General features: G+C 66.7%; 11 protein-coding genes. 7 read left to right on the forward strand and 4 right to left on the reverse strand.

Annotated elements, in window-relative coordinates:
* Positions 1-14 precede the first annotated feature (14 nt).
* From EEB18_RS07575 to EEB18_RS07600, 6 genes are read left to right on the forward strand one after another with little or no spacing between them, the layout of a single operon-like run.
* Positions 15-1,088 (forward strand): acyl-CoA dehydrogenase family protein, encoded by a 1,074-nt coding sequence (locus EEB18_RS07575; protein ID WP_187139047.1) that lies wholly within the window; start codon positions 15-17, stop codon positions 1,086-1,088.
* The gene (locus tag EEB18_RS07580) at positions 1,088-2,290 is read left to right on the forward strand and encodes an acyl-CoA dehydrogenase family protein (RefSeq protein WP_187139048.1); all 1,203 of its coding nucleotides are present in this window, start codon (positions 1,088-1,090) and stop codon (positions 2,288-2,290) included. Before EEB18_RS07575 ends, EEB18_RS07580 begins: the two co-directional genes overlap by 1 nt.
* A 37-nt stretch (positions 2,291-2,327) precedes the next feature.
* Entirely contained in the window at positions 2,328-3,749 is a 1,422-nt protein-coding gene (locus EEB18_RS07585; protein ID WP_187139049.1) for an MFS transporter, read from the forward strand.
* A 20-nt stretch (positions 3,750-3,769) separates the two neighbouring features.
* Entirely contained in the window at positions 3,770-4,927 is a 1,158-nt protein-coding gene (locus tag EEB18_RS07590; protein WP_187139050.1) for an NADH:flavin oxidoreductase, read from the forward strand.
* Positions 4,928-4,950: 23 nt separating this feature from the next.
* Entirely contained in the window at positions 4,951-5,742 is a 792-nt protein-coding gene (locus EEB18_RS07595; RefSeq protein WP_187139051.1) for an SDR family NAD(P)-dependent oxidoreductase, read from the forward strand.
* A gap of 17 nt (positions 5,743-5,759) precedes the next feature.
* On the forward strand, positions 5,760-6,524 hold the full coding sequence (locus EEB18_RS07600) for an SDR family NAD(P)-dependent oxidoreductase (protein WP_187139052.1): 765 nt from the start codon (positions 5,760-5,762) through the stop codon (positions 6,522-6,524).
* A 6-nt stretch (positions 6,525-6,530) separates the two neighbouring features.
* On the opposite strand, the gene EEB18_RS07605 is transcribed toward EEB18_RS07600, so the two are convergent.
* The gene (locus EEB18_RS07605; protein ID WP_187139053.1) at positions 6,531-7,100 is read right to left on the reverse strand and encodes a nuclear transport factor 2 family protein; all 570 of its coding nucleotides are present in this window, start codon (positions 7,098-7,100) and stop codon (positions 6,531-6,533) included.
* A 74-nt stretch (positions 7,101-7,174) separates the two neighbouring features.
* Between EEB18_RS07605 and EEB18_RS07610 the strand changes: the two genes are divergently transcribed.
* Positions 7,175-8,485 carry a 12-oxophytodienoate reductase gene (locus EEB18_RS07610; RefSeq protein WP_187139054.1) on the forward strand — a complete coding sequence of 437 codons (1,311 nt, stop codon included), beginning with the start codon at positions 7,175-7,177 and terminating at the stop codon, positions 8,483-8,485.
* A 1-nt stretch (position 8,486) separates the two neighbouring features.
* Here EEB18_RS07610 and EEB18_RS07615 read toward each other — a convergent pair whose 3' ends face one another.
* Genes EEB18_RS07615 through EEB18_RS07625 form a run of 3 tightly spaced genes read right to left on the reverse strand, consistent with a single transcriptional unit; the run spans position 8,487 to position 11,548 of the window.
* The gene (locus EEB18_RS07615) at positions 8,487-9,305 is read right to left on the reverse strand and encodes an enoyl-CoA hydratase-related protein (RefSeq protein WP_187139055.1); all 819 of its coding nucleotides are present in this window, start codon (positions 9,303-9,305) and stop codon (positions 8,487-8,489) included.
* Complete coding sequence (locus EEB18_RS07620) at positions 9,306-10,382, reverse strand: acyl-CoA dehydrogenase family protein (RefSeq protein WP_187139056.1); 1,077 nt, start codon at positions 10,380-10,382, stop codon at positions 9,306-9,308.
* Complete coding sequence (locus EEB18_RS07625; RefSeq protein WP_187139057.1) at positions 10,379-11,548, reverse strand: acyl-CoA dehydrogenase family protein; 1,170 nt, start codon at positions 11,546-11,548, stop codon at positions 10,379-10,381. Before EEB18_RS07625 ends, EEB18_RS07620 begins: the two co-directional genes overlap by 4 nt.
* Positions 11,549-11,604 lie beyond the last annotated feature (56 nt).

Consider the following 11,604-nt stretch of genomic DNA (forward strand, 5'->3'; position numbering starts at 1 on the left):
AAAGCCCCCGCACCATGTCCGATGACATCGACCTCGGCGTCCTCGCCGAAAGCTTTGCCGAAATGCTCGGCGCCGAATGGCCGCGCGAACGCGCGGTCGCCTGGTCGCGCGCGCCCGCGCTGATGGCCGACACCTTATGGGAACAGATGGCAGCGCTCGGCTGGACCGCGCTGACCATACCCGAAGCGCATGGCGGGCTGGGACTCGGCACCGAGGCCGCCGCGGCGCTGCATTCGGCGCTCGGCGCCGCGGCGGCCCCCGTCCCCATGCTCGGAACGACACTCGCCGCGGCGCTGGTCGCGGCGGCGGGCAGCGCCGCGCAGCAGGCCGCGCTGTTGCCGCGGTTCGCCGACGGATCGCTGCGCGCCGCCGTGGCACAGCCGGGCGATGCTATCGTGGCGACCGACGGAAGGACCGCGAGCGGCACGGTGACGGACATGGTCGACGCGCCGTCGGCGACCATCCTTTTCCTTCGCGGCGAAAGGGCGGGCCGCGCCTGCTGGCTCGCGATCCCAGGCGACGCGGCGGGGGTGACGATCGCCCGCGACGCGCTGACCGACGCGACCCGCACGCTGGGCACCGTCACGCTCGATGGCGTGGCGCTTGGCGATGATGCCGTCATCCTGGCCGGCGATCCCGGCGCGCTCGACGATCTGTTGCTGCGCACGGCGGCGGTGGCGATCGCCGCCGACGCGATCGGTGGCGGCGAAGTCGCGCTGGCCGGCACGATCGACTATATGAAGATCCGCGAGCAATTCGGCGTCGTCATCGGGTCGTTCCAGGCGCTGAAGCACCGGATCGCCGATCATCAGGCGGCGCTGGTCGCGGCGCGCGGACTGGTCGAGCATGCGGCGGGACTGGCGGCGGACGACCCCAACGCGCTGCTCAACGCGCTGTCGGCGAAACAGCATGTGACGCGGATCGTCGCGGAGATCGCGCGCGATTGCATCCAGCTTCACGGCGGGGTCGGCTTCACCGCCGAATATTTCCCGCACATCTATCTGAAGCGCGCCAAGCTCAACGAGGCGCTGTTCGGCACCCGGGTGGTCCTGCTCGACCGCATTGCCGACATGCTGGAGGCCGCGTGATGGGCCGGACATTCGACATCGTTTCCAAGGTCGGCGACGAGGCGGCTTTCCGACAGGAAATCCGCGACTGGCTGGCCGCTACCGTGCCCGCCGACTGGCGCCGGCAATGGCAGGCGGTACGCGAATCCGAACTGAAAGCGATCGTTGTCGAATGGCTCGATGAACGCCGCAAGGTCGGGCTGGCGACGCCGCATTGGCCGCGCGAGTGGGGCGGCCCCGGTATTCCCTTCGCGTATCAGATCATCGTCTATGAAGAATTCGCGCGCGCCGACGCGCCCGAACTCGACATGTTCACCATCTCGCTGTTCCACACCCCGGCGACGCTGTTCGAACATGGCACGCAGGAACAGAAGGACCGCTATATCGGCGGGGTCGCCCAGGGCGCCGACATCTGGTGCCAGGGCTTTTCGGAACCCGGCGCGGGGTCCGACCTCGCCTCGCTGCGCACCGCGGCGCGGCGCGAAGGCGATCATTATGTCGTGAACGGACAGAAAATCTGGTCGTCGGCGGCGATGCACGCCGACTATTGCCTGCTCCTCGCGCGCACCGACCCGCACGGCAAGCGCAAGCATGACGGCATCTCCTATTTCATCATGGACATGAAATCGCCGGGGGTCGAGGTCCGCCCGATCCTGCAGATCACCGGCGAATCCGAGTTCGCCGAAATCTTCCTCGACGATGTGAAAATCCCGGCCGAAAATCTGATCGGCGCCGAGGGCAATGGCTGGAACATCGCCCAATCCACCCTGTCGACCGAGCGCGGCCTGCTGATCTTCGGCGCGGTCGAACGGCTCGCGCGGTCGTTCGAGCTCGACGCCGAGGAGGCCAAGGACAGCTGGATGAAGGACGTCCAGCTGCGCCGCGAATATGCGGCCTTCCATGCCGAGCTTCAGTCGTTGCGGTTGATGATCCGCAAGCTGTTGATCGAACTCGAGGCGAATCCTGACAAGGCGTCGCCGACGCTGCCGACCTATATCAAGCTGATCTGGGGCCCGTTCCTGCAGCGATATACCGAATTCCTGCTGCGTGCCGATGGCATCGCGGCGCTGAAGTGGCAGCCGTCGATTCCGGGCACCGGGCACAGCAGCCGGCTGCGCATGAATGATTTCCTGAAAAGCTATGGCTGGACGATCGCGGGCGGATCGAACGAGGTCATGCGCAATATCGTGTCGGAACGCATCCTCGGCATGCCGCGCGGCTGACCCGAAGGCAGAATGATCGTGCGGGAGAGAGAATAGAGTGACCGAAGCATTGCCCGCCCGATCGGAGGCTTCGGCCTTTTACCGGCTCATCGTTCCGCTGATGATCGCCGAGGTCGTCGCGGCGCTCGAACTGACGATGATCTATGCCGCGATGCGCAGCCTCGTCGCCGACTTCGGCGGCACGTCGTCGGCAGGCTGGCTGGTCACATCCTTCATGCTGTCGTCGGCGGCGGGCGCGGCGCTGTTCGGCCGGCTCGGCGATCTTTTGGGGCGGCGGCGCATCCTGCTCTGGGTCGTCGCGCTGTCGACGGCCGGATCGCTGATCAGCAGCGTCACCAGCGACCTTGGCTGGCTGATCACCGGGCGCGCGATGCAGGGCCTGGCCGGCGCGATCATCCCGCTGTGTTTCGGCCTGATCCGCGAACGGGTCGCGGCGGACCGCGTGCCGCTGGGGATCAGCCTCATCGCGTCGTCGGCCAGCATCGCGGCGGCATCGGGGCTCGTGATCGGCGGGCTGATCGTCGATTATGCCGACTGGTCGATGATCTTCAAGGTTTCGGCGGCGATGGGGGCCATCGCCTTCGTCGCGGTGCTGACCCATGTCGCCCCCGACAAGCGATCCAACCTGGGCGGCGTGCGCGACGATCTGGTCGGCGGCCTGCTGTTCATCCCGGCGGCGGTGGGCCTGTTGCTCGCCATCGATAACGGCGGCCACGCCGGTTTCACCGATCCGATGACCATGGTCTATGCGGCGGTCGCCATATTGTCGCTGATCGCCTGGATCTGGCGCGAACTGAGCGTCGAAAATCCGCTGATCGACGTCCGGCTGCTGGCGAAGCCGCAGATCGCCTGGGCCAACATATTGTTCGTGACGATCGCGCTCGGCGTGTTCCAGGGCGGGCAGATCATGGCGCTGTTCGGCCAGCAATCGCCCGCGACCGGCGCCGGACTGGGGCTCAGCGCGACGCTCGCCGGCTTCTTGTTGCTGCCGGCGAACATCCTCACCGGGCTGATCTATCCGCTGGTGGCGCGCGCGAACCAGAATTTCGGTCCGCGCCGCGTCGCGACGACGGGGTGCCTGATGGTGGTGGCGTCGTTTCTCGCGCTGGCCGCCTGGCACGAGGATATCGTGACCGTGATGCTGCTGCTCGTCGTGCAGGCGGTCGGCCTCGGCATCGTGTACGTCACCATCCCGATCGTCATCGTCGGCGCGGCACCGATGGACCGGGTCAGCGAAGCAACCGGGATGATGGCGGTGATCCGGTCGACCGCGATGGCGATCGGCGCGCAGACCGTCGCGACGATGCTGTCGACGGGGGGACACCACGGGGCGTCCACCGGCGTCTTCCCGACCGAGGCGGCCTATGAGAATGTCTTTCTGTTCGTCGCCGCCACCGCGCTGATCGGTGCCCTTGTGGCACAGAGACTCCCGCGCAGCCTTGCGGCCCCGTCGCAATGACCCAAGCGAAAGAACACCCCATGGACGAGCGGATCGCTCCCCTCTTCTCTCCCTTCGCACTGCGCTCGCTGCGCCTCGCGAACCGTATCGTCATGGCGCCGATGACGCGGGGCTTTTCGCCGCGGGGCGTCCCCGGCGCCGATGTCGCCGACTATTATATGCGCCGCGCCGACACCGGGCTGATCATCACCGAAGGCGTCGGCGTCGACCACCCCGCCGCGCTCGGCGGAAGCGGCGTCGATGGCGACAATGCCCCGCATATGTATGGCCAGGCAGCGCTGGGCGGCTGGCGCGCGGTGATCGATGCCGTCCACGCCGCCGGCGGCGTGATCATGCCGCAATTATGGCATCAGGGGGTGATGCGCGAAATGGGCACCGGCCCGCATCCCGACACCGAATCGGTACGACCCTCGGGCGTCTGGGGACCACTCGACCGGACCGCGATGGTCTCGCCCGACTATATCGAACGGGTCGCAGCCAAACCCGGCCGGGCGATGACCGACAGCGAGGTCGGTGACGTGATCGAGGGCTTTGCCCGCAGCGCGCGCTGGGCCATGGAGGCGGGCTTCGACGGGATCGCGATCCACGGCGCCCATGGTTATATGGTCGATAATTTCCTGTGGGAGGGCACCAACGGCCGCACCGACCGTTGGGGCGGCGACCATAAGGGCCGGACCGCCTTCGCCGGCGCGCTGGTCCAGGCCGTGCGCCGCGAGATCGGCCCCGATCCGGTGATCAACTTCCGCTTCTCGCAATGGAAACAGCAGGACGTCCGCGCCCGCCTCGCCGATACGCCACAGCAGCTGGAAGAGGTGCTTGGCCCGATCGCCGATGCCGGGGTCGATATCTTCGACGGCAGCCAGCGCTATTTCGACAAGCCCGAATTCGAAGGCTCGCCGCTCAACCTGGCGGGCTGGGCCAAAAAGCTGACCGGCAAGGCGTCGCAGACCGTCGGCGGCGTCGGCCTGTCGTCGGGGGTCTATGATTCGAAAAAGACCGGCGGGTCCGACGCGGCGCGCGACAATGTCCACAAGGTAGCCGAACGGCTCGCGCGCGGCGAGTTCGACTTGGTCGGGGTCGGCCGGGCGATCATGCACGATCCGCACTGGACGCGCCGCATTCGCGAGGGCGAGGACCTGTTGCCGTTCGACGAAAATTCGCGGCTGGTGCTGACCTGACGCGGCGAGCGAGGAGAGCAAGCATGGCGGGATTGCTGGACGGCCGCACCGCGATCGTCACCGGCGCCGGGCGCGGGATCGGGCGCGGCATCGCGGTCGAACTGGCGCGCGAAGGCGCGAATGTCGTCGTCGCCTCGCGATCGCAGGGCAGCATCGACGAAACCCTCGCCGAAATTGGCGCCGCGGGCGGCACGGGCGTCGGGATGGTCTGCGATGTCGGCAATCAAGGCCATATCGCCGCGACCGTCGCCGGCGCGGTCGAGCGCTTTGGCGCGCTCCATATCCTCGTCAACAACGCGCAAAGTTTCGGCACCGCCGAGCAGCCGGCGCCGACACCGGTGATCACGCCGCTGGAGGATTTCAACGACGGCGAGTGGGACCGCACCTTTGCGACGGGTCCGACCGCAACCTATTATTTCATGAAGGCGGCCTTTCCCCATCTGAAGGCTTCGGGCGCCGGACGGATCATCAACTTCGGCTCCTACTGGGGGCAGGTCGGCTATGAAGGATCGGCGGCGTACAACGCGGCGAAAGAGGCGATCCGCGGGCTGACGCGGACCGCCGCGCGCGAATGGGGCAAGTACGGGATCACCGCCAATGTGATCAATCCGGCGATCGCCTCCGACGCGCTGCAGAGCTTCGTCCGCAACCAGCCCGACCATGCCCGAAAGGCGGTGGAGACGATCCCGCTGCGCCGCTATGGCGACATCTATGCCGACGGCGGCCGCCTCGCGGTGTTCCTCGCGGGCGACGATGCCGCCTTCCTGACCGGCATGACCTTCCAGGCCGATGGCGGCCTGTTCATGTCGCCCTAGGCGAACGGGAGCATGTCATGACCCAGGGGTTCGCAGGCCATGTCGCGCTCGTCACCGGCGGCGCATCGGGGATCGGCGAAGCGATCGTGCGGCGCCTGGTCGCCGATGGCGCACAGGTGCTGTTCACCGATATCGACGAAGCCGCCGGTGCGCGGATGGTGGCCGAAATGCCCGGGGTCGCACGCTTCCTCCGCGCCGATGCGACCGTCGAGACGGATGCCGAACAGAGCGTCGCGGCGGCGCTCGCCGCCTTTGGCCGCCTCGATATCGCGATCAACAATGTCGGCAATTTCGGCGCCGGCGATGCCGCGGGAATCGGGCTGGAAGACGTCGCGCTGGATGCTTGGGACAACACCCTGCGCCAATGCCTGACGAGTTGCATGCTCGGCATGAAATATGCGCTGCCGCCGATGCTCGCCGCCGGGTCGGGCAGCATCGTCAACGTCGCGTCGCTCGCGGGCATCCGGGTGACGCGCTTTGCCTCCTATGCCTATCATGCCGCGAAGGCCGGGGTCGTGCACCTCAGCGAAGCGGCGGCGGTGCTCTATGCCGATCGCGGCATCCGCGTGAATGTGGTGGCGCCCGGCCTGACGCTGACCCCCAATATCGCGCGGGCGATGACCGAAGAGGCGCGCATCGCGCTCGTCGGCGAATTCCACCCGTCGCGGCAGATGGTGTCGCCCGAACAGATCGCCGATGCGGTCGCATGGGCTGCTGCACCGGGCGGCGCGCACGCGACGGGGCTGACGATCCCGATCGATGGCGGCTGGTCGGCGCGCTGAGGCCGTTCAGGGGAGGCTGGTCACGTCCGCCCGCGCATCGGGATGCCCGTCCCAATACTGACCCCAACTCTCGTCCGATTGCGGCAATTCGCAGCGGAAGCGGTCCTCGCGCCCCGGCCATTGGTTGAAATCGATCGTGCGCGGCGCGGTGCGCGGGTCGCCGACGAACAGGAAACGCGGCCGCCGCCCGAGAAAATACCAGCGCCCATCGACGCGGCAATAGCGGTCGAAATAGACCATCAGGTTGACGATCCAATGGTCGCCATCCTCATGCTCGGCGCGGCAATAAACCGTCCCGCGCGCGCTGTCGGTGGCGATATCGGTGATGACATGGCCCGCGACCTGGTGAAAGCTGCGGTAAAAGCCGGCGAGCACGCGGCCGTAAAAGGCGCGCGCGCCGGCCGCCCCCAGCCCGTCGTCGCCGAAGCGCGTCTGCGGCGCGAACAACGCGCCGAGATCGTCCAGGTTTCGGCTGTCGACCGCGCGCGCATAGCGCGCGGCAAGTTGCTGGATCGCGAACTGCGCCTCGATCTTCTCCAACCGCTGCACCCAGTCCTCCGTCGCACCGTCCGCCATCGACTCCCCCTTGTCACCTGATTATATCAGTATACTATTTAAAAGACGTCAGACGAACAAGGGGAGAGTGAGCTATGCTGCAAACCGCTACGATCGCTGTAACCGATGATACCGGCCCGACGGAGCCTGAGCGCGGGCAAACCACCGGCGCGACAGCCGGAAACGGCGCGCAGCCGCTGGACGTTTCGCCGCTTTTCACGCCGCTGACGATCGGCCGGCTGACGCTGCAAAACCGCTTCGTCATGGCGCCGATGGGGCGCGGTTCGGCAAGCGACGGGGTGTTGTCGCCGGGCTATGCGCCCTATTATGCCCGCCGCGCCGAAGGCGGAGCAGGATTGGTCATCGGCGAAGCGACCGCGATCGACCATCCGACCGCTATGCATATGCGGACCAGTTCGACGATATATGGTGCGGGCGCCGAAGCCTGGGCGAAGGTCGCGGATGCCGTGCATGCCAAGGGCGGCGCGTTCATGCCGCAGATCTGGCACGCCGCGCTGATGCGCTCGCCGTATCCGGCCGACGACCCGAAACTGGAAATGGCCAACCGCGATAGGAAATCGATGGGGCCGTCGGGGCTTTACATGCCGGGACTGATCGATCCGTCGCTGACCCCGCCCGAACCGGTGCAGGTCGAGGAGCCGATGACGGTCGCCGAGATCGACGATTGCATTAAATCCTATGCCCGGGCCGCGGCGACCGCGATGGCGATCGGGTGTGACGGGATCAACATCCACGGCGCGCACGGCTATCTGATCGACGAATTCCTCTGGTCGCGCTTCAACCGCCGCACCGACGCCTATGGCGGCAGCCTGGTCAACCGCGTCCGCTTCGCCGCCGAGGTGGTCGCCGCTTGCCGCGCCGCAACCGCGCCCGGCTTTCCGATCATGCTGCGCCTGTCGCAGTGGAAACAGCAGGACTATCGCGCGCGGATCGCCGAGTCCGCCGACGAGCTGGCCGAAATCGTCGAACCGCTGGCGGCTGCCGGCGCCGACCTGTTCGACTGTTCGACGCGGCGGTTCTGGGAAGCCGAATTCGCCGGATCGGACCTCAGCCTGTCGGGCTGGATCAAAAGGCTGACGCGAAAGCCGACGATGATGGTCGGCTCGCTGGGGATCGCCAAGGAGGTGCTGGAAAAGGACGCGATGGCCGCGCTGCGCGCCGTCGCGGCAGGCGGCAAGGCAGCGGCTCCGACCGACGTCGCGACGATCGACGGCCCGCCGCATATGCTCGAAGAGGCGCTGCGGCGCTTTGCGCGGGGCGATTTCGATCTATTGGGGGTCGGGCGGATGATGATCGCCAATCCCGATTTCGCGAACCGCGTCCGCGACGGCGACTACGCCGCGCTGCAGGTTTACCGGACCGAGCATCTGATGAAGCTCGAATGATCTAACTCTCGCTTATTGGGGGCGCGAAGGTCGCGGTGACGGGCGTGAAGCGCGCCGGCCGCCCTTCGCGTTTCGCCGCCAGCGCCTCACCGAAATCACTGCCATGAAGGGTTTCGCGCGCCAGCTCTGCCGCATTCGCGCGCGCCGTTTCGAAATCCTCGCCGCTCGCATCGCCAAGCTGGCGCTTGATCAGCGCGAAACTCGACGGCGCGCCTTGCGCCAGTTCGACCGCATAGGCCAAGGCCGCATCGTGAAAACCCGCGAGCGGCAGCAGGCGCGAAACAAGCCCCTTGGCATAGGCTTCGTCGGCGGCGATCCTGCGCGCGGAGAGCAGCATTTCGGCGGCATTGCCCGGGCCCATCAATCGTGACAACAGCCACGCCAGCCCGCCCTCGGCGCACAGTCCAAGCTTGGCGAACGGAGCAACGAAAACCGCATCGTCGGCGGCGATGCGAATGTCGGCCGAACAGGCAAGCGCGAGGCCAATCCCCGCGCAGGGACCATGGATCGCGGCGACGACGGGCTTTGGCATCGACATCAGTCCGTCATAGCGCAGGCCGCCCGACCCCGAATTCTGCGCCGCCGGATTATCGGAAAGTTCGTCGAGAACCTGCAGATCGGCGCCGGCGCAAAACGCCCGCCCTGCCCCCGTCAGCAGCACGACCCGCACCGCGGGATCGGCGGCGGCGCGGGTGAAAGCGGCGGTCAGGCCGCGCGACAATAAACCGTTGGACGCGTTCAGCCGGTCGGGACGGTTGAGGGTGATCCGCGCAACGCCCCGCTCAACCGCATAGAGAACGACATCCTGCACTTGGTCCATCTACCAGCCCGCCAGATCCGCCGCGCGAAGCCGATGGCGGCCGGGCGAACCCAGCCATGCCCAATCGAGCATGGCGCGCTTCATATAGATGTGCGTGTCATGCTCCCAAGTAAAGCCGATGCCGCCATGCGCCTCGACCGTGTCGCGCGTCACCTGGAGATAGGTGTCGGTCAGATGCGCCTTTGCCTGCGCTGCGGCATGCGCGGCCTTCTCGGGCAGCGCATCCCACGCATGCGCCGCATACCAGTACAACCCACGCGCCGGTTCGGTCGCCAGCGCCATTTCGACGAGTTGGTAGCGCAGCCCCTGAAAGCCCGCGACCGGCTGGCCATATTGTTCGCGCACCCGGGCATAGTCGACCGACATCGTCACGCACCGCTCGGCGCCGCCAAAGGCATCGGCGGCGATCAGGACCGCGGCGGCGTCGATCAGACGGTCCCGCACCGCCAGCCCGTCCGTGAGCAGCTCGATCTCGGCGCCGTCGAAAACCACTGTATCGACCGGACGCGTGCGATCGCCGCTGTCGATCCGCTGCGTGCTATAGGCCGCGCCCTTCTCGACCAGCGCCAGCCCTTCGGCCACGCCGACGACGATGAGATCGGCTTCCGCGGCATTGGGCACCAGCAATTTGGTGCCGATCAGTCCGCCAGCCGCCGACAATTGCCATTCCCCCGGGAGCCAGGCGCCCTTGCCTTCGCCGAAAGCGACGGTGGCCAAAATCTCGCCTGCCGCGAGCCGCGGCAGCCACTTGGCCTTTTGCGCATCGCTGCCGCCCAATGCGATCGCGACAATCGCCAGCGCATGGCCGAGCCAGGGCACCGGCGCGGCATAGGCGCCGAGCAGTTCGGCGACGATCGCGAGGTCGACCATGCCCAGCCCGAGGCCGCCCTGCTCCTCGGGTACGAAGATCGCGGGCAGGCCCATATCGGCGAGCGCGGCCCATAGCTCGGAATCATATTGCGCCTCGCCCTCGACGTCGAAAATCTTGTGGACGCGAAGCGAATCGCAGCGGTCGCGCAGCAGATCCTCGATCGAGGTGAGCAGCGCGAGCTGGTCGTCGGAGAGCAGGAAGTTCATGCGCCCGCCCCCTGCGACCGGTCGCGCGGCAGGCCGAGCCCCCGTTCGGCGATGATGTTGCGCTGGATGTTCGAGGTGCCGCCGGCGATCGACATCGACAATGAGATCATGAAACGCTCGATCCATTTCAGCCGCGCGCCGCCCATGTCGGTGAAATCATCCTCGATGATATCGCGCGCGAGCCTGGAAATCCGCCCGGCGAGCTCGGTCATATAGAGCTTCGGCATCGTCTGAAACGGTCCGATGTCGCGGTCGTGCATGTCGTGCGATGTCGCGCGATAGGTCGAATAAGTGAGCGACATCAACTGGCCCTCGATCGCGGCGAGTTCCTCGCGAATGCGGGGATCCTTGATCGCGGGCGCCCCGTCGCGCTCAACCTCCTTCGCCATCTTCACCAGGTCGCGGAACATCGACAGGCTCCACGTCATCGACGAAATGCCCGACCGTTCGTGTTTCAGCGTCGAGCGGGTCACGTTCCAGCCGCGACCGCGCTCGCCGACCAACATGTCGGCGGGGGTCTCGGCATTGTCGAAGAACACTTCGTTGAATTCCTTCTGGCGTGTCATCTGGACCAGCGGCCGCACGGTCACGCCGGGCTGCCGAATATCGATGAGCAGATAGGAAATACCGGCATGTTTCGGCGCATCGGGTTCGGTGCGCACGAGGCAGAACATGTGCGTCGCCTTGTGCGCGTGGGTGGTCCAGATTTTCTGACCATTGATGATCCATTTGTCGCCAACGAGTTCGGCCTTGGTGCGCAGCGATGCGAGGTCCGACCCGGCATTGGGTTCGGAAAAGCCCTGCGCCCAGACGATGTCGCCGCGCAGCGTCGGCGCGATGAAGCGGTCCTTCTGGTCCTCGGTGCCCCATTCGAGCAGCGTCGGGACGACCAGCCCATTGCCCGGAATGCGGCCCGCCGGCGCGCGCGCCTTGGTCAGTTCCTCGCGAATGATCTCGGCCTTGCCGATGTCGGCTGCCTGTTCGCTGCCGCCGAAACGCTTGGGGATCGCACGGTGCAGATATCCACGCTCGGTCGCCGCGATCACGAACGCCCGCTCGTTCTCGCGCGATTTCAGATTGCCGTCGGCGGGCGGCCAATGCTGGCCGATGAAGTCCCGCACCTCCTGACGAAAGGCGTCATACTCCGCCCCGAAGCCCAGTTCCATCCTCAATCCTCTATATGATTAGCGCTTACCCTCCTTCAAATGCTGCGGCCGCCAAG

Origin of the sequence: Sphingopyxis sp. OPL5, from assembly GCF_003797775.2 — a bacterium.
Taxonomy (GTDB): Bacteria; Pseudomonadota; Alphaproteobacteria; order Sphingomonadales; family Sphingomonadaceae; genus Sphingopyxis.